A 23,862-nucleotide genomic window follows, 5' to 3' on the forward strand; every position below is an offset into this window, starting at 1 on the left:
GAGGTGTTGACCCTTTAAAAAACCGTGCCGACGTTTGGCTGCCAAGTGCAGAAACGTCGGTGCGTTCCCTGACTGTCGCCTAGGAGAAAGCCAATGGCCAGTAATTCCCTTGCCAGTATTCTGGAAAAAATGAAGTCGGGCTCCATTACAGAAAAATGGGGCGCCGTGTGTGCCTTCGACCGCGAGCGGCTGAATCGGGTGCTGCAACAACAATGGATCGAGAAATATGACGGCACACAGTATTTGCCAGTGTTTTCCGGTCAGATGGACTTGAACGAGTCGCGCACTGAATTCGGCGTTTTAAAAGATGTATTGCTGGGCAAGCCGCTGTTGTCGTTTGAACCGGCAGCCCTGGACAACTCCCGGGCAGTGTTGACCCTGAGCATTCTGGGCGGCACGTTTACCGCCAACGAAATAGACGCAGGTGTGCTGTACAGCTACACCATCACCGAGGCGCAGGGTTACACGCTGAAGGTGGTGCTGGATTTGTCGCTGGTGGTCGGGGTCGTCGATCGCCTGGGGCGGGTCACCCTGGACCTGTCCAAGGGCACACAGTTCATGTGCAACCTGGCCGGGCCGGCGGCGAGCCAGAAAAAACTCGGTGAGTTTTTCAATCAGCGCTTCCAGGAGCTGCCGCTTGAGCGGCAGGTGTACGAGCTGGGGATTCTGGACCTCAAGGGCGGCAGCGATCTGACGCCCACCCATTTTATTGTGCTGACCCAACGAGCCCCCGGCGCCGAGCTGGCCGGTGCCGCGAACTCGGCAGACGGTGCCGTGGTGGTACTGGTGCAGCTCAGGGGCAGCCCTTTGGGGGGAGACATCCCGTCCAAGGATTACTTCCCGTACCTGATCCCGGATGACGAGGAAAACGGCGTCAAAAAATATTCGGCCACCATGGTTCTGGCCAAGGAATATGTGTCGCGTTCCGATGACGAAAAACTGGAGCTGATCCGCAGCCTGTTGTTTCCGGGCGAGAAAAACGTGTTTGTCGAGCATTCGCGCCACGTTCCCTATGACATGGTGAGTTTCGGCAGCCTGGATCCTTCACGCACGACGATCACGATTGAACCGTGGATTCACAGCCTCAAGGCCGGCGCTGAACCCTTGCAGTACAGGGCTTTGCGCGATGGCATGCCTGTCACGGGAGTGACCTGGAGCGTCAGCAGCCTGAATACCAACGGTTCATCCGGCCAGATCGACTCAGCCAGCGGCCTGTATCGCCCGGTGTCTGCGCAGGCGATCGGCAAGGACTCGGTGCGCAATATTGTTACCGCCAGCTACGTCGACCCGGTCAACAGCCAGACACATCGAGTGTCGGCCTTGCTGCTGGTCACTCCCGAAGCCATGACCGTTTCACCCGGCTATGTGTCCCGCCATTTAGGGGACGATGACAAGGTCACGTTCGTGGCGACGGCCCTCAGTGGCAGCACGTTGACCTGGAGCACCCCTGAGTACGGAAGCCTGGTGGCCACTGGCAATACGGCGGTTTACACGCCGCCGGGGAAAGAGGCTCCGTTACCGGACAATTTTGTGTTGCAGACGATTGAAGTGCGGGATCAGACCGGCGAAACCGTTCAGGCCTGCGTGATGCTGTCGAAGTTTGACGCGACCATGGGCATCGATCCTCCCTTTGTCAGCTCCCTGGCCCGATCAGCGACGGTGGCACTGAAGGAAGTCACCGACGCTCCGGTCGAGTTGGAGCGCCGCTGGCAGGTGCTGGGCGAGGGCAGCGTTGCGGGTGGCGTGTTCACCGCGCCGGCAAACCCCACCCGCGGGTTCAGCGTGGTGAAGTGCGAGATATGGTTGGGCACTTTTCTGCTCAGAACCGGCTACAGCGTGGTCAAACTCTCCAATATCGATGTGGAGGAGGGCTGGACAGAACTGACCCGTTTCTCATTGTCTGCCCTGCGTTCAACCAAGGCATTCGCCAACGGCTATCAGCAACTGCCGCTGGAAGCCCGGATCGAAACCGATGGCGCCCGCCTGACAAAGGATGAGGAAAACTCGCTGAAGCTGGTCTATGTCAGCTCCAACCAGGAAGTGGAAGATGTGCCGGCGCTTCAGCTAGGCATTGAGTACGATCCGCAGGGATTGGTGCGATGGGCACAAACGCGCGAGGAAAACCGCTTCAAGCCTTTTCCTGGGATTGCGGCGCAGGCTGAACCAGAGGAGGAGGCACGCGCCGAGCTGCCGAACAGGGTCAACCTGTTTGTGGTGACGCGAGCGTCTCAACCCGAAAAATTCTATGCGCAGTTTACACGGGCTGACGGCGTTCCCAAGCGCTCGGATGTTCACCCCGGGGCCGAGGACGGCATTATCGAACTGGTGCCGGAACCCGCCCCGACACCGGTCCTCGAGGATTACACCCTGACCCGCCGACGGGTTGCGGGAGGCTCCGGGCCCGGCGGGCCGGACACCAACGATGACTTCGACTGGCACCTGAACACCACTGATTACTGGGACTTGTCGTATAAGCGTGGCGGAACGGTCGGTGTAACTTTTGAAGCTGCCGATGTTGCGGGCTTGAATTCAATTGTCCAGTGGGAAAGCACGTTCGAGAACGAGCGAATGTTCAGTTACACCGGCTTTGCCTATAACAATCCGCTTCTGCCCGGCGATCAGAACCTGATGAAGTACGACTTCACGCTCACCACCCAGGCCGGGATGGCACCGTCGTTCTTGCTCAAGACGGATCTGGAACAACCGTTGGCCGAAGGCCGTTTTCTGATCGGTTTGTTTCGCCGGGATGATGTACTGCAGAGCGCGAAATCCGGGCTGACATCACTGAAAAGAGCGCCGATGCGGGTGGTGCTGACCGACAACGAAGGCAACCGGCATGCCCTGGCCGTCAGGTTCGAGAGTTCGGACCGCAACCGGCTAAAGCTCGGCTTTCTGGATGAGTAACTGAGCGTCCTGTGCAATGGGCCCGGTGGCGTATTGCACAGGCGGATCCACTTGAACACTCGAGGTTGCAGACATGACCGCTTCTACATCTGTGCATTCCAATGCGTTCAACTTTCTCAGTTTCGTGCAGTCCGGGGTCGACCCGCGTACTGGACTTTATACCGTCGGCCTGGCCCTGGACGAAGTGCTGAGCAACGACCTGCGAGGGCCGGCCGTACCGCTGGCTTTGAGCTATAACCCGCTCAACACCCTCGACAGTGGCTACGGCCTGGGCTGGGACCTGGCCTTGACCCAGTACACGCCGAGCAATCAAGTCGTGTCGTTGCACTCGGGTGAGCGTTTCAAGGTCACCGGGCGCGACCCGGGCAACCCCGCGCGCATGCTGATGAAAGAACAGAAGATTGAAGGCTTTCAGCTGTACGACATCAGCGGTGATCCACGGGGCGACTATAAGGTGGTGCACAAGTCGGGCGAGGTCGAGATTCTCAAACTCATGGGCGCGACCCCGCAAGTGGCCATGCCGGTCAAACTGTATTCGCCCCAGGGCCATGGGGTGAGCCTCGCCTACCGTGCCGATGGAGGCGACGGGCGAATGCTCGGCAGCGTCAGCGACAGCCAAGGGACGCTGCTGGAAGTGGTTCCGGACACGGCCGCCAAGACACTGGAAATATGCTTGAAACCAGTCAATGGCGTGGCCTCGGCAGTGTTTGTCCTGCACCTGAGCGGTGGCCGGGTGACGCGCATTGCTTTACCCACCGACAATGCTGCCGGATGGCGTTTTGAGTACGAAACGCTGCGCGGGTTGTTGTGCATCAAAGACGTGTGGACCCCGCTCGGAGGCCATGAAACGTTGCAGTACCTCGATGAGGGCCATGGTTTTCCGGGAAGCAGCGGGCATCAGAACATCCCGCGGGTCACCGATCACGTCCTCGACCCTGGCGCTGGCCAGCCGCCGATCATTGTGAAATACAGCTACAGCAGCAATAACTTCCTGGGCTACAACGCACCGATCACCTGGACGGACGATGGCCTGGACAACCTGTACAAAGTCATCGGTGCCTACACCTACGAATCCACCGAAAGCCTGATGGTCAATGACATTGCGGTACGCAGCGTGAACCGCCGCTTCAACCGTTTCCACTTGCTGACGGCGCAAACCACCACTCGGGGTACGCATCGGCAAACTGTGACTACCACCTATTACGCCAACGACACTGACACCTTCGACAATCAGGTGCGCCAATGCCAGTTGCCGAAGCAGGCGGTCACGCGTTGGGAATTGACCGATGACCCTCGCCAGTGGCGCGAGGATCAGGTGCTGAGTGAGTATGATATTTACGGCAACCTGACCCGCAGCGTCCAGGCCAACGGCATTGCTGAAACCACCCAGTATTACCCGGCCGAAGGCGTGCCCGGCGACTGCCCGCCAGACCCTTATGGCTTCGTTCGCCACAAACGGGAAAGCACCGTGACGCCGAGTGCCGACCCGGACAAGGTGGCCGATCTGCAAGGCGATGCGCCGACGTTAAGTACCCGTTACCGGTATGTCATACAACAGCCGCTTACTGGCGGCGATGCACCGTGGGTGGCGCTGGCCGAAGAACAGTTGCTGGACATCAGCGGCGGCGCCGGGCAAGTGCTGGAATGCAGTGTCTATCGTCTCTACGACGAACCGGACAACCCGCTGATCCACGGCTTGCGTGAGCAAGAAGCGCTGACGCTGGGCACGGCACCGGGCCGCACACTTTTCACGGACTACACCTACAGTAAACCGGCTGCCACCTACGCGACCTTTGCCGGTGAAACCGTGTTGCGCACGCAACAGGTGCTGAGCACCGATTTCGATGCAGTCAGCCAGCGCATCACCGAAGAACGTTCGTTGCTCAACGGCGAACCGCTGCTTGCCCGGGACCAGGATGTCGATATCCGCTACACCTACGATGCGCTGGGCCGGGTACTGAGTGAAACCGTGGCGCCGGACACGCCGAACGCGGCCACCCGCACTTATCGCTACGGCTTGGTCCGCCCGGCAGGTCCGGGGGAGCCACCTCCCGGCGAACTGGCCAGCCAGACTCTGGAAAACGTCAAGCAGGAGCGCACCCGAACCTGGTTCGACGGGCTCAACCGTGCCGTCAGGGAAGCCCGGCACGACGTCGACAACGCCGAGGGCAACCCGGCGATGTACCGCGATATCTACGCCGCCCGCTACGATGTCTTGGGGCAACTGACCGAGGAAACCGAGATCGACTGGCTGGAAAAAGCCGACCTGACACTCACAAGCCAGTTCACCTACGACCTGTGGGGTCAGCAAGCCAGCGTCACCGGCCCGGACGGGGTCACGCGGCATACCCACGACAATCCCGTGACGTTTACGCGGGAGGAGTGGAGCGAGGGCATGGGCAAGACCATCACCCTGAGCAATCGCTTCGAGAAGCCAGTGACCGTGGAGCGGCTGGACCTGGATGGCGAATCGCGCCTCAGCCTGCATCGCTATAGTTATGACGGGCTGGGTCGCACCACCTACGAGCAAAACGCGGCGGATTACGAAACGCTGGATACCTACGACGTTTATGACCGTTTGATTGAAACCGGCTTGCCCGACGGCAGCAGCGTGGTGCGCGAATATGCAGGGCACAGTCGCGAAGACTTGCCGACCCTGATCAGCGTCAACGGCATTGAACTGGGTACCCAGGCGTTCGATGGCCTGGACCGCAGGATCGAGTCGACCACCGGAGGGCGCACCACCACCTATGTCTACGACACCAGCCAGCAGCAGCCCGATCGGGTGATCCAGCCGGACGGCAGTGTGATTGCTTATGCCTACATGCCCGAATTGACCGACGAACCGGTCAGCCGCAGCGTCGTCCCCGCTACGTCCTCACAGGCGCCGATTGAGGCCACCTACGCCTACGACCCGCATAATGCACGGTTGCTGGAGACCGCCGAGCCCGGCATTACCCTGGCCCGGCGCTACAACAGCAATGGCGAGGTGGTCAGCGAAACCCGCACCGGGGCGGATGACCAACCCCGTGAGATGACGTCGGTCTACAGCCGTCAAGGTCGATTATTGCGCTACACCGACGTCCTCGGTCAGGTTCAGCGTTACGTGTATGACAACGCAGGCCGCCTGCAAACCACCGCGCTGGGTCTGCCCGGGCAGGTCGATGCGATCAAGACTGACTTTACCTACACGGCGCAGGGGCAAATGGCGAGTATCGACACCGTGGATGTCACGGCCGGGCAGCATGTAGCGGTCAGGCTTGAATATGACGCACAGGGCCGCGAGACCCGGCGAGTGTTTGACATTAATGGCACGCTGTCGACCCTGACCCAGTACTGGACCGGCGTCGACCAGCTGGAAAGAAGGCTGTTGACCGAAGGTGAAGGAGAGGGCGGGCCGCTGTTGCGCGACGAAAGCTATTACTACGATCCTCGCGGACGGCTGGAGGAGTACCTGTGCGAGGGACCTCAGTCCCCTGTTGATCCCTACGGTAAAACCCTCGTCGGGCAACGCTTCTTCTTTGATGCACTGGACAACCATGAAGAAGTGAAGACCTACTTCGGGCCGGACTCCAGGGCCGATGTCAACACCGCAACCTTTGAGTACGATCCCCAGGACCCGGTGCAGTTGAGGCGTATCAATAACAGCCACGCTGATTATCCGCCCGTTGTCGAGCTGAGCTATGACGCCAACGGCAATCTGCTCCAGGATGAGGCAGGGCGCACGCTGAGCTATGACAGCCTGGGGCGGCTGGACAGTGTCGGTGCTCCGAGCGGCAGCTAGACGCCGACATGCAGCGTGCCCGGTATCAACTTGATGCCGGGCACGCCGTGGAGCAGGTGGCCGAAGGATGATCGTGGCTCAACCCGTTGATCAGGGCAAACTCCACCAGCTCGCTGTCATGAATCACCCCCAGCTTGTCCATGGCGGTGCGCTTTTGTCGGCTGATGGTTTTTTCGCTGCGGTTGAGTTGCCCTGCGATCTGGCGGCCTGAGAGCCCCTGGACGAACAGGCGCACCACTTCGATTTCGCGCTTGGTCAGGTTGACCTGCGCCGCAGCATCAGGGGCACAGGCGAGCGTTCGGGCCTGAAGAATGCCGGCGAAAGAAGGGCTAAGGTAAACACGGCCCTTGTTCACGGTTTGCACCGCCCGAACCAGCTCGCCCAGCGGGCTGCGTTTGTCGAATATGCCGCATACGCCCCCGTGGAGCAGGGCTTGCAACAAGGACGGGTGGCGCAACATGGTCATCACGATCACCTGTACCTGAGCGAAATGCCGTTTGAGGTAACCGGTCAGGGCCAGGCCGTCGGGGAAGCGTCCATAAGGCATTGAGTAATCGGTGATCAGGATGTCACACGGCGTACATTCCAGCTGTTCGATCAACTCATCGGCAGTGTGCGCTTGTGCGACGATGGTGTAAGGGGCCAGGGCCATTTTGGCCCCCATCAACACCACCGGGTGGTCGTCAGCGAGGATGATGCGCAGTGGCGTGGGGGAGGCGTTCATGGGCAGTCCCCCACGCGGCGCTGCCCTGCGCCCGACCGGCTCAGGGCAGATGGATCAAGCCTTGTTCCAGGGCCCTGATCACGGCTGTCCAGCGTGAACTGACGCCAAATTTGCGGCGAATGTTGCAGAAGTGATAATTGACGCCAGCCTCGCTGCAACAGCAGATCTGGCCGATTTCCCAGGACGACTTGCCCCGGGCACTCCATTGCAGGACTTCTTTTTCGCGTTTGGTGAGTGTGATGCCTTGCAGGTCCTCGTTGGTCGTTACCTGAAATGACGACCGGGCTGTGGCGGATCTGTCGGCGATCTGATTCGAACGGTGCATGAGAAGCTCTCCCGTTTATCACTCTATGATGTGGGCGCAGCGGATCCTTCCTGTCTCAAGTGGGCGTGGTTCGCGCGACCTTGCTTACAGATGCGTATGTCTGTGTTGTAGGGACGGGCCATTTATAACGCTATATTTCGATCTTGGAACCTGTAAGAAATAACAGGTGCAGCACTTTAATTCGCTCCGGCTGGATGTTTATGTCATCTGCGCGCACTCAAAGATGTAGGTGTATTCGCTGCGTAGGTGCGACAAAGCACTGTTCGCGGATGTGGCTCAAGCAAGCGTTCATAGCGCTGCACCGTTGGTCATTTTCGTTTGCCTGCAGCCTTCACCCAAGGCCCATACGCTCGCTGTACAGTTCGCGCAACTAGCAGTTCTGTGAGGTGCAGAAAATCTGCTGACAAGGGTAAAAAAAAGCGTTGCCAGCGATACGGAATGCGCCCCATGACCCAACCTTCCACGTTCCCGGTGCAGCCCACCGGACAACTCCGGCCCATTTGCAGCCCCGGGAACCTGCAAGGCACCAGAGCCGGCCTGACCTCCCTCACGCTGACCTGGGATGAGCCTTATGCAACCTGCAAGCTGTGCCCGAATGCCTCGTACTACCGGATAACAGGGCCTGATATTCATGTGGAGGTCACACGACCGCCTTATACCCTCACCGGGCTGCACCCGGATCAGGACACCCTGATCGAGGTCCGTGCGGTCACGGCCGAAGGCGTCAGCTCCGGGCCGGAGTCGATTCGACTTTTGCGGTTGCCGCCTCCGGGCAAACCCGGGGTTCCCGAGTTGAGTGACATCACGGATACGTCGGCTACTGTGTCCTGGACGCCTGCGAGCGGTATCGACATAGCGCTCAGGTACATCGTTACGCTGTATGGCACGATCGTCGGATATACCCGGGACTGCCACTTCACGCTCACCGGGCTGGAGAATCATGCGAAGCATCGTGTTGAAGTGCGTGCGGAGTATGAGGGCAGCGGGTTGGTGTCCGAGATCTCGCAGGCCTGGTTCAAAACCTTGTTGAGCCCGCCCACCGGACTGACCTTTACCCAGCACAACGGCCTTTGCCGACTGACGTGGGACAGCAACCCTGCCGGCCCGTGGTACGAGGTGTGCATCAATGGCCAGATCGTCACCGACCAGGCGTATTTCAGTTACAGATTCGAGCTGATGGACCAGTCGCCCGGTCCGGGACCGCATGTCTTCAATTTTGAGGTTCGGGCCTACGTGGAGGTTGAGTACTCAGCGGTCAGTGAGCTGCAGGCAACGGTGCTGGACGGGGTGCGCCCGACGCAGCCCGGGACGCCAGTGGTCACCGATATCAGCGAAACGTCTGCGCAGTTGCGGTGGACGCCGTCGAGCGATGAAGACCGCGTGGGCGGCTACCGGGTGCTGGTGAATGGCTTGCGCATGTTCGAAGTGCAGGAGCCCGCCCTGGCGCTCACCGGGTTGACCGGGGGCAGCCTGCATTACATAGACGTACGGGCCTGGGACAGTGCGGGAAACGTCTCGACTCCCGCTACCGCCACGTTCAAAACCCGGGGGCCGGCGCCTTCACCACCGCCTTCAGCGCCTCATGTCGAACTGTTCGAACACTCCGCCACATCGGTCTTGCTGAAGTGGACTTTCGTCGACGACGAGTCAGCCGAGGCCGGGGTGAAAATCATGCTGGACGGGCATTACAATCAAACGATTTTTATTTATCCCATAACCTATGTGGCCAACCTGAGTGTCAACGTGCAGTACACCCTTGAGGTGTTTGCATTTGATGTGTACGGGCAGTTGTCCGAGCCGGCGGTTCTGGTCTTCACCCACACCGGCGCAGCGCCTCGCGTGGGTAAAGACCAGGCCTGAGCGTTTTAGCCTACGCGACGGGAATCATCGGGTCGGCCGCGGCCAGTGCTGAAACCCGCTCAGCTGCCGGCGGATAGATCCAGACCGAGTTGATCGTGGTTTTCAATTGCTTGGCTTCCTCGCGGATCAGCTTCACCTGACGGTCCCAGCCTTCGGTGTACACCGCGCCCCATTCCCCCAGGTCGAGGCACGTGACGTACTTGAGCTGGCTGTAAGGGATGGGCGCTTCGCCCAGCAGGTCGGCGGCGACGTTGTTGCCCGCGGAGCGGCCCAGGGCGATCGCATGCTGACAGGTCATCATGGCGAAGTTGCCCAGCTCATCCGTAGCGGCGTAGGCCGTATCACCCGTGGCGTAGACGTCTTGCTGGCCGATGACCTTGAGGGTGCGGTCCACGTGCAGGCGGCCGTAGCTGTCACGTTCACCGGGTACTTGTTCAGTCAGGGCGCTGGCACGCACACCGACAGTCCAGACGACCGTGTGAGCGGCAATACGTTGCCCGTCGGCGAGGGTGACGCCCTGCGGATCAACGGCGACCACCGACGCGCCCAGTTGCCATTCGATACCCAGTGCCTGACTGGCTTCGATGATTGACGGGCTGATGTTTTCACCCAGGGCTGCGCCGATTGTGTTGCCGCGGTCGACCACGATGACCCGCACCTTCGCTGTACTGCCGAGGATTGCCCGCAAGCGGGCCGGCATTTCTGTGGCCGTCTCGATCCCGGTGAAGCCGCCGCCCGCCACCACCACGGTATTGCGCGCCGCAGATTCAGGTTGTTGTGCGAGGCTCTTGAGATGGTTTTCGAGGCGGCTCGCTTCGGCGATCAGGTCAACGTCGAATGCATGCTCGACACCACTCACCGCGGCAGGGCGAACCACGCGGCTGCCAGCGGCCAGTACCAGCTTGTCGTAGTTGAACACGGACGGGCTGCCATTGGCGTCGGTGAAACCGACCGTTTTCCCGGCCACATCGATGGTGTCGGCCACGCCGCGGATGAAGTTCACCCCGACCGAGTCGAACAGCGGACCCAGTTCAGCTTTCATCGTGTGCACGTCCGGCTCATAGAAGCGCGGCCGCACGGCAAGGCTGGCCTCAGGCGCCAGGACGGTGATCTGTACATCCTCGCGCTCATGTTTATCGAGCAGTCGCGCCGAACTCAGCGCACTCCACATACCGCCAAAGCCCGCACCGACGATCAGGATTTGTTTTTTCATTGTGTGCTCCAAAGCAGTCATTTCAGGTTGGGTAAACAGTGGCGGGCATCGTGATGCGGGCCATGGCTGGATCGTTTCGCTCGGAGTTGCGGAGCGTGGCGAGCAACTACGACTCTATTGGTCGTAGATTGTTTGTGCAAGAATTTTTTTATCAACCGCCCGGTCCCGTTGCCGGTAAATCTGTTGAATATTGCTCAACCGCCCGGAATACGGCGTGGTTTGACTCGTCAGGCGGGTTTGCGAACCGATTGGCGTGTTGCACAAAGGCGTCGATCCTCAACGAGTCCTTGCTACGGCTGCAGGTAAACGGTTAACTGTGAGGCGAATACATAAGTCGGAGATGCAGATGGCTCTTTACAGTGCCGGGGTTGAGTACGGCATTCATTGCCTGTTGCTGCTGGTGGATGAGCGGGGCGAGAGTCGTGAGGCCAGCGTGCGCGATCTGGCTGAACTGCAGGGTGTACCGCTGGAGTACCTGGCAAAAGTCTTTACCAAACTGGCAAAAGCCAAGCTGGTCCTGGCCACGGAAGGGGTGCGCGGCGGCTTCAAACTGGGCCGGCCCTCGGATGAAATCACCCTGCTGGACATCGTCAATGCCATTGACGGTCCCAAGCAGATATTCGACTGTCGGGAAATTCGCGGGCGTTGTGCGGTGTTCGAGGGTTCGGCCCCGCCGTGGGCGCTGGAGGGCATGTGCGGCATCAATGCGGCAATGATGACTGCTCAAAAACGCATGGAAGAAGCCCTTGCACAGCAAACCATCCTCGACCTGGGGCGGCGCACCGGGCGCAAGGCTCCTCCCGAATTCGGCACGCAGATCAATGGATGGCTCAATGATCGCCGCGACCAAAAAGCCCCCGGGACCATAGCCCTGGTCGATGTCAGCGGGTCTGCGCCGTCCTCAACGGACGAATAATCGGCGGCGTGATGCCAGAAGCAGGAGGGGAGTGGCGGGGTTCAGGGGCGGCGGGGGCGTAACGCGTCAAAAAAGAGCGTGGTCAAGTGGTGAAGTACTAATTAGAATCAGTCTCATTTACCACTGCTTTCCCACAGGGTCTCTTGAAATGACTGACGCATCGACGCCAACGGAGCAGACCCTGCATGCCCTGTATCGCGATCACAGCAGTTGGCTGGAAAACTGGCTGCGACGACGCATGGGCAATGCCTGGGATGCGGCAGACCTGAGCCAGGACACCTTTGTTCGGGTGCTTGCCAGCTCCCGGCAACTGTCAGACCTGCGTGAACCGCGGGCTTACCTGCTGACGGTCGGCAAACGTCTGCTCAGCAGCTTTTACACGCGCCGCAGCCTGGAACAGGCCTATCTGGAGGCCCTGGCGCAGTTGCCGGAAGCCTGTGTACCGTCTGCGGAGCAGCGCTGGGTGCTGCTGGAAACCCTGCAGGCCCTGGACGAATTGCTCGATGGCATGCCGGCAGCGGTACGTCGTGCGTTTCTCTGGAGCCAGCTCGAAGGGCTCGGCTACCGCGAAATCGCCGAGCGCTTGCAAGTCTCGGAGCGTACGGTCAAACGCTACATGGCGCAGGCCTACGAGCATTGCCTGCTGGTGGACTGTTGAACGCTGGCGGCCACTCGCCCGAAGCCCGCAAGGTGGCGCGGGAGGCAGCGCAATGGCTGGCGTTGCTGGAGTCGGGCGCGGCCCGTGAGCAGGATCACCTGCAGTTGCAACGCTGGCGCGACAGCCACGGCGCCCACGAGTCTGCCTGGCAGAAGGTTCAGTTGTTACGCCAGCGTTTTCGTGGCCTGCCCTCGGCGCTGGCGATGGCTACCCTGGATCGTCCGGATCCGGGACGGCGCAAAATCCTCAAACAGGCCTTGTGTGTGTCGGCCCTGGTGCCGACCGCCTGGTTGCTGGGGCGCCAGTTGCCGCTGGAGGTCTGGCGGGCTGATCTGCACACTGCCACCGGTGAACACACGCGCTCATCGTTGGCCGATGGCAGCACGCTGCAGCTCAATACCGACAGTGCGGTGAATGTCGATTTGCGTTCCCGGCTCATTACGCTGGTGCGCGGAGAAATCGCCCTCAAGGTTCCCGGCTCGGCCGCGTTGACGGTTCAGGCGCCCTATGGGCGTTTCACGCTCAGCCGTGGCGAAGTCTGCGTACGGCTTGACCGTGAGGGTTGCCAGGTCTCGGTGGTCAGTGGCACGGCGCAGTTACAGCCCCTGCAAGGGCCGGCGTTGCTGTTGCCGGAGGGCCGGCAGGTGACTCTGGGGGCAAGCGGGGCGGGCCCGGTGAGTGCCTTCGATGCCTCGCTGCCGGGCTGGCGTGAGCGGGTGCTGATGGCACAGAACAAGCCACTCGGGGATTTTCTGCGGGAGCTGGACCGTTATCGCCCCGGCGTGCTGCGTTGGGATCCGGCCCTCGAAGCGCTGCGCGTTACGGGCAGCTTTCGCCTGGACGACACCGATCGCATTCTTGCACTGCTGGCCACCAGCCTGCCATTGCAGGTGCAGACACGCACCCGCTTCTGGGTCAGCCTGGTGCCGCGTCATAAAAGTGTGTGAGCCCTGTTACTCAAGCGAGAAAGGTCTCTGCAGGAGCGAGCTCGTATTGTCATTAATTGACTGGCATGGGAATGACGCCTGTCCCTTTTTTTCACTTCACCGGTCATTCCACCTAAGTGAATAAAATACGAGAGCTTCCTACCATGCCTGCAGTACCGTCATTGCGCGTGCGCCCGTTGTTGCGATTTGGTCTTGTGTTGACCCTCAGTTCCAGCCCTTTATTGATCTCACCCGCATGGGCCGACACCGGCGAGCGCCGCAGCTATCAGGTGCCGGCCGGTAGCCTGGGCGCCGCATTGACGCGCTTTGCCGGGTTGGCGGGGGTCAATCTTGCGGTGGACCCGGCGTTGGTCAGTGGCCGCAACAGCAGCGGGTTGTCCGGTGAATATGCGGTGGAAGAGGGCTTCGCCCGATTGCTGCAGGGCTCCGGCCTGCAGCTGTTGCCTGCGGGCAGTGAGGCCTACACGCTGACGCCGGCAGCAGCCGACAGCGGCAGTGTGCAATTGCCCACGACCTCGGTACTGGGCGCAGACGGTGCCGCGGGTGTCGAGGTCTTTGCTGGCGGGCAAGTCGCACGCCGGGGGTCTCAGGGCCTGTTGGGTTCGCGGGACTTCATGGAAACCCCGTTCAGCATGACCACTTACACCCACGAAGTGGTCAAGAACCAGCAGGCCCGGACCCTGGGTGACCTGATCGCCAATGACCCCTCCGTGCGGGTGACCAATCCGGCCGGTGGCCGCTACGAGCAGTTCACCATTCGCGGTTTTAGCCTGTTCAACAGCGATGTCTCTTACAACGGTCTTTACGGCATCCTGCCGACCTATACGATCGATATGGAGATGGCTGACCGGGTAGATATCCTCAAGGGGCCCAGCCAGCTCATCAATGGCATCTCGCCCAGAGGCAGTGTCGGCGGGGGGATCAACGTCGTGCCCAAGCGCGCTACCGATCAGCCGATCAGCGAATTCACCGGCAGCTACGCCTCCAATAGCCAGGTCGGCGGCGCAGTGGATGTCGGGCGTCGGTTCGGTGACGAGAACCAGTTCGGGATACGCTTCAATGGCGTAAAGCAGTCGGGTGACACCGAGTGGGACCATCAGAGCGTCGACCGTGAGATGGCGGTCGTGGGGCTGGACTTTCGTGGCGAACGCTTGCGGCTTTCGACCGATATCGGGCACACCGAACGCGATACCGATGCGCCGCAGGAGCGGGTTCAGGTCGGCCCGAACGCCAAGGTCCCGAATGCCAATGATGTGCGCCATAACTACGCTCAGGCCTGGAGCAAGGCCCGCACCCGGGACACCTTCGGCACGTTGAACGCCGAATATGACGTCAGTGATTCGACCCTGCTATACGGCGCAGTGGGCGTGCGTAAAAGCAACCACGATTTCCTCCGGCATGCCGTGTCGGTCACCAACGATGCAGTGGATTTCAGCGTGCAGCCGCGGGACTTCACCCGTGACGAAAATGTCAGGACAGCCACCGCCGGAGTACGTACCTGGTTCCACACCGGGCCGGTGAGCCATGAAGTCAATCTGGCGGCCAACGACTTCTACATGGACTTTGAAAACGGCGGCGCTCGCTATGCCCCGTCATCCAGCAACCTCTATCACCCGGTGCAAACACCCACGCCCGATACGCCGACGCGAATTGACCCCAAGGTCTATACCGAGAACCGCTTCAGTGGCGTGGCTCTTTCCGACACCCTCGGTTTCTTTGATGACAGGCTGCTTCTGACCCTGGGCACGCGCTGGCAGCGGGTCAAGGTGGATGACTGGAGCAATGGCATCAAAGGTGCGACAGCCTATGACGAAGAAAAGGTCTCGCCCTCGGGCGGCATCCTCTACAAGGTGACCGACGAACTGTCGCTGTATGCCAATTACATGGAAGGCCTCAGCCAGGGCAAGATCGCCCCGTCGACAGCGGTCAACGAAGACCAGATATTCCCGCCTTTTGTCAGCCGTCAGGTCGAGGTGGGCGCCAAGTATGACCTGGGCTCATTGGCGATCACCGCCAGTGCGTTCCGTATCAAGCAGCCTGCTTACGAGACTAACGCCACGACACGGGTGTTTGGTCCTAGCGGCAAGCGGCAGAACAGCGGCGTGGAACTGAGTGTCTTTGGCGAGCCCCTGAGCGGAGTCCGTGTACTCGGTGGCGTGATGTACATCGACAGCAAACTGACCGACACCACCGGTGGCGCCTTCAACGGCAACCAGGCGCCTGCCACGCCGAAGTACAACGTCAACCTGGGGGCCGAATGGGATGTGCCTGCCGTCCAGGGGCTGACCTTGAACGGTCGAGGCATCTACACCAGTTCGCAGTACCTGGACCAGGCCAACACCAAGGAAATCGATGCCTGGGAACGTTTTGACGTGGGCGCGCGCTATGCCTTCAAGGTCGACAGCACCGCCGTAACACTGCGCGCCAACATCGAGAACGTCCTCGACAAACGATACTGGAGCTCGGCCGGCGCCTCGGATGACAGCGAACCGGGCTTGACCCTATCAACACCCAGAACCTACCTGCTTTCAGCCACCGTGGGCTTCTAACGGCGACTCAAATACAGCAGCGACATGGATCGTCGCTTGAGCAAAAGGCAGGCAAGGAGGCTGCCGGATTCGGCTCGAAAACTCGCCGTCCGGACGATAGCCCTATGATTTTTCGAGTGTTTTAGCCCCGGCCTGAATAAAAAAATCTCCATGAATGAGCACTAACCAACTTGCCTCATTGGCGCAGGCTCTATATATTCACCCACCTGTCACGCAGGCGCTTGAGCACACAGATTGCAAAAGCCACGCCTGCCTGACCCGCTTCACAGCGCTACCGCCCGAATGGCGAAACTGGTAGACGCATGGGACTTAAAATCCCCCGCTCGTAAGGGCGTCCCGGTTCGATTCCGGGTTCGGGCACCATCTATATCAAGGGCTTGCAGGCGATTCGCGTGCAGGCCCTTGTTGTTTTCGATCCGCAAATGCCAAGACCGCTCCGCAACTCACTTGGCAGGCGTGATTTTTTTCCTATCCGTTTTCGGATGCAGTTCTCGGTCATCACACCAGTGGTGCGCCCAAGTTGACCCTGTCACGGTTTCGCCGATCAACGCTGAAGCTATGACGCAGGGCCAATCACCTCATTTCTATCGAGGCCTTGATCCTCGAGGACAATGCATATTCGGCGGGATTTTCGCCGCTCATTTCAGCCAGTACTTTGCGGGATCCCCTTCATTGGTCGCGGCTACATCGTCCAGATCACCGACCTGGTAGCACTTCAAAACTGTGCCTTCAGGCATGACTTCGTCCTTGCCGCTATCGCGGCTGGCTTTAGATTGGAGTGGGGTATTACTTAAGGATTGTCCTACAGACGAAGGTCTCCTAAGCCGTCAAGCTTGTCAGGTCAGCCCACTTAACAGGGGGCTGCACACAGGAGTTGGCGGAGTGGACGGGCATCTATTTTTAGCTCGGTCGGTAGCCAGCTCATGGCTTCACCGTGCTCAGTCTGGTGACTTCCAAATCGGGCTTGTTTGCCAAAGCGCAGGACTGAGCTGCCCCCGTTTTGATCAACTTAAGGATATCCCCATGGGAGGGCTACTGATCACCTGCATCAGCATTGTCTTTGTGCTTCTGGTTTGTGTGGCTGTTCCGCTGTGGGCTTTTGTGCGGCATGTAGAAGCGTGTGAAGAGTGATCGCCCGATGCTGATTCAGGTGGAAGCGTTGCGCTGTTGCTCAAGCGCAAGTTGCTTGGCCGCGCTGGCTTCGAGGGTTGCACGCTCTTCATCCAGATAGCGATAAATGCTTTGGAGGTTGGCGATTTTCTGTTTGATTTCTGACATCTTCTTTTCAATCAGCTTCGCGCCGTCAGCACAATCGATCAGCTTGTTCCGCTGCGCATCCAGAATCTCGCCTATTTCCCCCAGAGAAAAACCCATGCTTTGCGCGCGCTGGATAAAGTCCAGATCCTGCAGCGTTTGCACTGTGTAAACGCGATAGTTGTTAGTTTGCCGCAGCGGTGAAATCAGGCCGATTTGCTCGTAGTAACGCAGGGTATGGCGGCTGGCGCCGCTGCGGGCCTCGAGTTCGCCGATTTTCATGAAAACACCGCTTGACTATAGAGTTGGGTCGATAGTTTACGCTTGATTTTTCACCTTAAACAAGGAGCAGGGAAATGAGCGTGGAGTGCTTTGTCACAGGGGGTACCGGCTTCATCGGTCAACATTTGGTGGCGTACCTGAGTGCAAAAGGTCACACCATTCGAGTGTTGATGCGCCGCCCGGAGCGACTGGCTGCACTGCGGGAGCAAGTCGATAATTTGGGAGGGTGTGCAACCCGGGTATTTGCTGTAGCGGGCGATCTGGTACAGAACAACCTCGGGCTGAGTCTTGCTGACCGAGACGTGTTAAAGCACGCCAGCGTCATATTCCACCTGGGCGCCCACTTCGCATGGGGGCTTTCAATGGAGCAATCTCGTGCGGTGAATGTGGAAGGGGCAAAGCGCGTGGCGCTGTTGGCAGCTGAACAAAAAAGCCGTTTCGTGATGATTGGCGGCTACATGTTGAAAAATCATGAACATCTGCAACGCATCGGAATTGACCCTCATCATCCGGAGCTGACGAATTGGCCTGCCGTCTACCGGCATGTCGGTGGTTACGAAGGAAGCAAGCTGGAGGCGCATTTTGCGACGCTGGAGGTCATGTCCTCCAAGGGCGGGGAGGTTACCGTTGTCCACCCTGCGACTGTCTGTGGCCATAGCCGCACGGGGCATATCATGGATGGTCAGCCGCTGGTGGCACTGATACGCAACCTTGTGCAGGGAAAGCTGACTGCAGTGCCCGGTACCGCCAAGCACTGGCTGCCCCTGGTCACCGTGGATTACCTGGTTGAGCTGGTGGCAGCCTGTGCTTTTGATCCAGCCATGGTGGGCCAGGAACTGCTGGCGCTCGATGAGCAAACGCCAAACTTGCGGGAACTCCTGATACAGGTGGCGCAACCTTTGGGTTTAAAATCTCCCAAACATCACATTTCACTCCGATTGCTGAAGTTGCTCCTGAGTATTCCTCCGGTCGCGTGGTTTTTGAATACAAAACCCGAAGCCTTGGACTTTATCCAGACCACCCGTTTTAATACAACGGCGGTCGAGCAATTTGCCAGCAGGCATGGAATAGCCAAACCGGATATCCGCCAGTCTTTGCAGCACACTGCAACCTTCGTCAACTCATATTGCATAGCCAAGGGTCAGGCCCTCTGACGTCTCCCTGGGCGATGACAAGAAGGCGAATAACCCCCAACCGGGGTTGGCGGGAGCTTCTTATCCTCAAACTTTGCGCCGTCGATACAGGGCGGCATTCTATCGAACGACAATTCAGCGACAGGGATCGTCATCAATGCAATCCACTTTTAGCAAAGGCGTCATATTTGCACTCTGCGCTGCGGCGCTGAATGCAACGATCGGTGTACTCAGCAAAATACTCATGAGTAATGGTTTCACCGCTAGCAGTGTTGCTGTCATCAAGACCGTACTGGGTTGCGTGCTGCTCTCGATCTTGTTGTTTTTCCTCAAGCGCCCGGCGACGTCGACCAAATGGACTCAGGCAGCCATCTGCGCATTCCTTGGCATTTTTGTGCTGTTCCATTTCGAAACGTCGGCCTACCGACACTACGCTGCCGCAGGTGTGGTGGTGGTGCTGATGGCCAGTGCCTCAATTTCCTCGATCATTCTGGGGCGCATTTTCCTCAAGGATGCCATCACCGCGAACGCTACCGTGGGTGCCGCCTTGGCGATCGCCGGTATCTCGGTGATCTTCGGCGGCGATCTGCAGCAGGGCTTTACCCTGCAAGGTGCTGCGCTCGCCTGCGTGGCCGGCTCCGGCTATGGAGCCTTTTCGGTTGCCATGAAGCGTATGGGGGTGTCGGGGGGGCTGCACTTCACCCGACAATTGTTGTTCTTTGGCAGCCTGTACTTGCTGATGCCGGCTGCGGCCGATGGTTTCGCGATAGGTGAGCTGACACCGCTGGCGATCGCCGCGCTGCTGGCGCTGGCCACGTTGCCGACAATCCTGGGCTTTTTCTGCACCACCAAGGCCATCGAGTACCTCAAACCGTCCCAAGTGCAAGCGCTTGAGCTGACCGAGCCACTGTTCGCCGCGCTGCTGGCGTTTTTGGCGCTCAACGAAGTACCGCGCGAAAGCCTGTACGCGGGAGCGGCACTGATCATCGTCGGCCTGTGTTTCTCCAATGAACTCATCCGCTTGGGCCGAAAAGCGTCCGTCCCTTCTACCGAGTGAGCTATTGCGGATTTTGGCACTCTACCCATCAAGGGCTTGCAGGCGATTCGCGTGCAGGCCCTTTTTGTTTTCCGCTGCGCAACTCACTGTGTCGGGATGATCTTTTTGCGTGTCCGAACACGGCGGGGAACGTTGGAAAAGCCCTGACGGTGCAGGGCCTGGATGAGTGATTCCGGCGGGTGGTGATCGAGCTGGAACTAGACGAGTTTGACCGCTAATTTTTTCTTCTGACGATATAGAATCGTTGTCGCCGTGAAGCCGCACGCCGCCGCGAACATAAGCCAGTAGGCTGGCGATGCTTTATCCCCTGTGGCCTGGACAAGCAGGGTTGAGATTGCCGGAGTGAAACCGCCAAACACCGCCGTTGCCAGACTGAACGCCAGCGAGAAGCCAACCACCCGTACGTTCTGAGGCATCACCTCAGTTAATGCAGCAACCATAGCGCCATTGTAAATACCGAAAAAGAAAGAGAAGTAGAGCAGGACGGCCAGCAGTCGTTCGAAACTGGCCGCCTCTGCCAGCCAGTGCATAGCGGGGTACGAAGTGAAAATGCACAGCAAGGAGATTGCGAGCAGCAGGGGGCGACGGCCTATGCGATCAGAAAGCGCACCGCCGATTGGCAACCACAAAAAGTTACTGACACCGACCAGCAATGTGACCACCAGGCTATCGGTGGTGCTCAGGTTCAGTACGGTTCTGCCAAACGTCGGTGTGTAGACCGTAATCAAGTAGAACGTGGTGGTGGTCATGGAGGCAAGCAGTCCACCCGCCAGCACGGTGCGCCAGTTGTCACGCATCGAACGGAAAACTTCACGAGTTGTAGGACGGTGCTGACGTGCGGTAAATGCCGCGGTTTCTTCAAGTGAGTGGCGGATAACGAAAATGAACGGGATGATCACGCAGCCAATGAAGAAAGGAATACGCCAGCCCCAATCGGCGATTTCAGCGGCTTGCATCGTTGCGTTGATGGTGTATCCCAAGGCGGCCGCGACGACGATTGCAACCTGCTGGCTGGCCGATTGCCAACTGGTGTAGAAACCGGTGTGCCCGGGCGTCGAAATTTCCGCAAGATACACGGAAACACCGCCCATCTCTGCGCCGGCGGAGAAGCCTTGCAGCAGCCTGCCCAACAACACCAGAATCGGGGCCGCTATGCCGATGCTGGCATAGCCTGGCACCAGGGCGATCAACACCGTACCTGCGGCCATTATCGACAGGGTCACGATCAGCCCCTTACGACGGCCAACCTTGTCGATGTATGCCCCAAGTACAATCGCACCCAACGGACGCATCAGGAATCCAGAACCGAACACCGCAAAGGTCATCATCAGCGAAGCAAATTCGCTGGTGGCTGGAAAGAAGGTCTGCGAGATGTAGGTTGCGTAGAACCCGAAAAGAAAGAAATCGAACTGCTCCAGGAAATTGCCGCTAGTGACCCGGAAAATGGCCCCTAGCTTGGATCCCTTGGACCGGGTTGTTGCCGTTGTGGTTTTCATCATGGCTACCGTTATGCTCACTATTGTTTTTGGAATGAGTGTTTAAAACGTTATTCGCTGCCGGCGTTGATCGGATTGGGTTGGCGTTTTTCGATGGCGTGTTTGAGCAGAGCTGCGCTGCGGAAGATCCCATGAGCGAACTTGCTATAAGGCATGGTCAGGAAGAACGCCATGACCAGGCCGAGATGAATAGCCAGCATCAAACCCAGGGCGCTGGTTTCACGGAGCGCCAGAAGCGCCAGTCCGCTTGAGCTGACCAAAAACAGCAAAGCGATGAAACCGCGATCCATAGGTTTCTGGTTCTCATCGCCGTGTGCAGGGTTGCGGCGCAGGTTCAGCCAGAGCAGACCTGCAGGACCGATCAGCAGACCGATACCACCGACAACGCCCAGCATCACCGGCAAACTGAAAATCGGATAAGGTGCCGACCAATTCAGCAAATAGTGAAAAAGCGTGGCCACACCCGTGGCGGCGAAGCACAGCATGAAGCCGTAGAAGGTGAGGTGGTGGAAGCGACGCCGCCAGAGGGTAAATTGATCGTCGGCATTGTTGCAGCCCTTGCCATGACCGCCATCGAGATACTTGAGTTTCGCGACGCTGGCCGTAGCTTCCAGTGCAGCGGACGTTTTTACCGGCAGAGAGGCTGCAACGGGTGAAACATTGCGCCAGAAGCGCCGCACGCCCATGGTCAGGGCTATCACCGCAAAACCGAACACGGCACCGAACATCAGCGCCAGGGTGTTATGCGGGAAAATTTTGTAGAAGTCTCCACCCGGAATGACGGTGAACAGGTTTCCCATAAGCATCAGGGTCAGGCAAAGAAACAATGCCAGGCCAGCTCCAGAAGCCAGCGCCAGAGTCAATCCGTTGCGTTGATATAACTTGCCCATCACCCGTGGCCATGCATATTCGGCGTAGGTATCAAGGCGAACCTTGGCCATTGCCTTGGGTACATTGACCCTGAACTCATGGGGGGCGGCGTACTGGCAGGCGTGCAGACATGCACCGCAGTTGTGGCAAAGGTTCGCCAGGTAATGGATGTCCGCCTGAGTGAATTCCAGGCGCCGGGTCATCGCCGGAAATACCGCGCAGAAACCTTCGCAATAACGACAGGCATTGCAGATGGTCATCTGCCGCTCGACTTCACTTTCGTCAAGATTCAGCACCGGGATCAAGTCGCCCGAGGCCTTGGGATCAAACAGTTGCATGTGCAGACTCCGTATTCACAGATAAAGCGCCAAAGCCCACTGCAGCGGCAGCTTGTACACCGGCTATGCGGCCGAACGCTGTACCAATGGCCATGCCGATACCTGCGGTATAGCCCTGACCCAGCACATTACCGGCCATCATTTCTCCGGCTACGAACAGGTTGGGGCTCGCCTTGCCATTGAAGTGCACGGCGGCGGTTTCATCGGTGGCGAGGCCGAGATAGGTGAACGTGACACCCGGTTTAAGCGGGTAGGCGTAGAAAGGCGGTTTCACCAGCGGCCGTGCCCAATGGGTTTTGGCCGGGGTCAGTCCTTGGGTGTGGCAGTCGTCCAGTGCTGTGTGATCGAACGTGCCGACGCGGCAAGCGCTGTTGTAGTTCTCAACAGTTTCGACGAATTGTTTTTCTGGCAACTTCAATTGCTGTGCGAGTGCTTGCAGGGTATTGGCGGTGGTCCCGGGAAAAACGGGCGGCATGAAGCGACCGATGGCTTGTTGATCGATGATCGAGTAGGCCTGCTGACCTGGTTGTCCGGCGACCAGACGCCCCCAGATGGCATAACGTTTCGGCCAAAAATCCTCACCTTCGTCGTAGAACCGTTCGCCGTCACGATTGACCACTACACCCAGCGATACACAGTCGATTCGCGTACAGATGCCACCGTCATAGAGTGGCGCGCGGGCATCGATCGCCACCATGTGTGCCTGGGTCGGGTCGCCGATCACGTCAGCCCCGAGATCAAGCATGCGCCGCAGCAAAATACCGGTGTTGAATCGGGTGCCGCGGATCAGGAAATTATCGGACGGCCATTCACCGCGCTCGTTTTGGCCCCAGGCTTCGCGTAACCATTCGCGATTGGACTCGAAACCACCCGCTGCCAACACGCAGGCCCGGGCTTCGATGCGTTCTGCGGCGATGCGCTGACCGTCCACCTCATGCTCGCCAATGCGGGCCGCGACGAATTTCCCGTCGTCCAGTTCAATGTCAGTGACCTGGGCGTTGTAGCGGATTTTCACACCTAACCGTTCGGCGCTGCGGTAGTACGCATTGACCAGTGCCTTGCCGCCACCCATGAAAAAAGCATTGGTACGCGCTACATGCAGGGCACCGGACAGCGATGGTTGAAAATGCACCCCATGTGAACGCATCCAGTCGCGGCAAGAGGACGATGCCCGAATGGCAATGCGCGCAAGCTTCTCATCCGTGAAACCACCGGTGACCTTCAACAAATCTTGCCAGTATTCTTCTTCCGGATAGGCGTCGATCAATACGTCTTGCGGCTGGTCGTGCATGCACCGCAGGTTACGGGTGTGTTGAGAGTTGCCACCGCGCCAGATTTTTGGAGAGGCTTCCAGCAGCATCACGCTGGCGCCAGCCTCTCTCGCCATCAGAGCGGCACATAAGGCTGCGTTGCCGCCCCCTATAATTAATACATCGATCATCATCGCTCCTCGATCTGCAAGGAGGCTGGAACCGGGTGCTCCTTGCGAGTGGGGGAACGATAGAGAGGGAGGCGGAGCGTCGAAAGGCTGCTTTTGACACGAGGTGTTTAG

General features: G+C 59.1%; 16 protein-coding genes and 1 tRNA gene. 10 read left to right on the forward strand and 7 right to left on the reverse strand.

Features of this window, described 5'->3' with window-relative positions; translation table 11 throughout:
- Nucleotides 1–93 precede the first annotated feature (93 nt).
- Nucleotides 94–2,904: a hypothetical protein gene (locus tag AWM69_RS07860; RefSeq protein WP_218726182.1), complete on the forward strand. Its 2,811-nt coding sequence runs from the start codon at nt 94–96 to the stop codon at nt 2,902–2,904.
- Nucleotides 2,905–2,977: 73 nt separating this feature from the next.
- Nucleotides 2,978–6,688, forward strand: a complete 3,711-nt coding sequence (locus tag AWM69_RS07865; RefSeq protein WP_218726183.1) for a sugar-binding protein — start codon at nt 2,978–2,980, stop codon at nt 6,686–6,688.
- 25 nt (nt 6,689–6,713) lie between these two features.
- On the opposite strand, the gene AWM69_RS07870 is transcribed toward AWM69_RS07865, so the two are convergent.
- Complete coding sequence (locus tag AWM69_RS07870) at nt 6,714–7,412, reverse strand: response regulator transcription factor (protein ID WP_218726184.1); 699 nt, start codon at nt 7,410–7,412, stop codon at nt 6,714–6,716.
- Nucleotides 7,413–7,452: 40 nt separating this feature from the next.
- Nucleotides 7,453–7,737: a response regulator transcription factor gene (locus AWM69_RS07875; RefSeq protein WP_048382201.1), complete on the reverse strand. Its 285-nt coding sequence runs from the start codon at nt 7,735–7,737 to the stop codon at nt 7,453–7,455.
- A gap of 447 nt (nt 7,738–8,184) precedes the next feature.
- Here AWM69_RS07875 and AWM69_RS07880 point away from each other — a divergent pair, with 447 nt between their 5' ends.
- A complete protein-coding gene (locus AWM69_RS07880; protein WP_218726185.1) occupies nt 8,185–9,597 on the forward strand; it encodes a fibronectin type III domain-containing protein in 1,413 nt (470 codons plus the stop codon).
- A gap of 10 nt (nt 9,598–9,607) precedes the next feature.
- Here AWM69_RS07880 and AWM69_RS07885 read toward each other — a convergent pair whose 3' ends face one another.
- Nucleotides 9,608–10,810 carry an NAD(P)/FAD-dependent oxidoreductase gene (locus AWM69_RS07885; RefSeq protein WP_131653746.1) on the reverse strand — a complete coding sequence of 401 codons (1,203 nt, stop codon included), beginning with the start codon at nt 10,808–10,810 and terminating at the stop codon, nt 9,608–9,610.
- Nucleotides 10,811–11,156: 346 nt separating this feature from the next.
- Between AWM69_RS07885 and AWM69_RS07890 the strand changes: the two genes are divergently transcribed.
- The 5 genes from AWM69_RS07890 to AWM69_RS07910 all read left to right on the forward strand — a co-directional run bounded on the left by AWM69_RS07890 (nt 11,157) and on the right by AWM69_RS07910 (nt 16,243).
- On the forward strand, nt 11,157–11,726 hold the full coding sequence (locus AWM69_RS07890) for an Rrf2 family transcriptional regulator (protein WP_131653747.1): 570 nt from the start codon (nt 11,157–11,159) through the stop codon (nt 11,724–11,726).
- Nucleotides 11,727–11,874: 148 nt separating this feature from the next.
- Nucleotides 11,875–12,384 (forward strand): sigma-70 family RNA polymerase sigma factor, encoded by a 510-nt coding sequence (locus AWM69_RS07895; protein WP_218726186.1) that lies wholly within the window; start codon nt 11,875–11,877, stop codon nt 12,382–12,384.
- Complete coding sequence (locus AWM69_RS07900; protein ID WP_218726187.1) at nt 12,381–13,331, forward strand: FecR domain-containing protein; 951 nt, start codon at nt 12,381–12,383, stop codon at nt 13,329–13,331. Before AWM69_RS07895 ends, AWM69_RS07900 begins: the two co-directional genes overlap by 4 nt.
- Nucleotides 13,332–13,474: 143 nt before the next feature.
- On the forward strand, nt 13,475–15,880 hold the full coding sequence (locus AWM69_RS07905) for a TonB-dependent siderophore receptor (RefSeq protein ID WP_218726188.1): 2,406 nt from the start codon (nt 13,475–13,477) through the stop codon (nt 15,878–15,880).
- Between the two features lie 276 nt (nt 15,881–16,156).
- Nucleotides 16,157–16,243, forward strand: a tRNA-Leu gene (locus AWM69_RS07910).
- Between the two features lie 783 nt (nt 16,244–17,026).
- Here the strand turns inward: AWM69_RS07910 and AWM69_RS07915 are convergent.
- A complete protein-coding gene (locus AWM69_RS07915; protein ID WP_048379594.1) occupies nt 17,027–17,416 on the reverse strand; it encodes a MerR family transcriptional regulator in 390 nt (129 codons plus the stop codon).
- A 74-nt stretch (nt 17,417–17,490) separates the two neighbouring features.
- On the opposite strand from AWM69_RS07915, the gene AWM69_RS07920 reads away from it, so the two are divergent.
- Both AWM69_RS07920 and AWM69_RS07925 read left to right on the forward strand, forming a co-directional pair.
- Entirely contained in the window at nt 17,491–18,570 is a 1,080-nt protein-coding gene (locus AWM69_RS07920) for an SDR family oxidoreductase (RefSeq protein WP_218726189.1), read from the forward strand.
- Between the two features lie 136 nt (nt 18,571–18,706).
- Complete coding sequence (locus AWM69_RS07925) at nt 18,707–19,606, forward strand: DMT family transporter (RefSeq protein WP_218726190.1); 900 nt, start codon at nt 18,707–18,709, stop codon at nt 19,604–19,606.
- A 197-nt stretch (nt 19,607–19,803) separates the two neighbouring features.
- Here AWM69_RS07925 and AWM69_RS07930 read toward each other — a convergent pair whose 3' ends face one another.
- Genes AWM69_RS07930 through tcuA form a run of 3 tightly spaced genes read right to left on the reverse strand, consistent with a single transcriptional unit; the run spans nt 19,804 to nt 23,751 of the window.
- Nucleotides 19,804–21,105 carry an MFS transporter gene (locus AWM69_RS07930; RefSeq protein ID WP_048379600.1) on the reverse strand — a complete coding sequence of 434 codons (1,302 nt, stop codon included), beginning with the start codon at nt 21,103–21,105 and terminating at the stop codon, nt 19,804–19,806.
- 47 nt (nt 21,106–21,152) lie between these two features.
- Nucleotides 21,153–22,310, reverse strand: coding sequence for a tricarballylate utilization 4Fe-4S protein TcuB (tcuB, locus tag AWM69_RS07935; RefSeq protein WP_218726191.1), 1,158 nt, complete (start codon nt 22,308–22,310; stop codon nt 21,153–21,155).
- Entirely contained in the window at nt 22,297–23,751 is a 1,455-nt protein-coding gene (gene tcuA, locus AWM69_RS07940; protein WP_131653755.1) for an FAD-dependent tricarballylate dehydrogenase TcuA, read from the reverse strand. Before tcuA ends, tcuB begins: the two co-directional genes overlap by 14 nt.
- Between the last annotated feature and the right edge of the window lie 111 nt (nt 23,752–23,862).

Source organism: Pseudomonas sp. D1HM, from assembly GCF_019266105.1.
Lineage (GTDB): Bacteria > Pseudomonadota > Gammaproteobacteria > Pseudomonadales > Pseudomonadaceae > Aquipseudomonas > Aquipseudomonas taetrolens.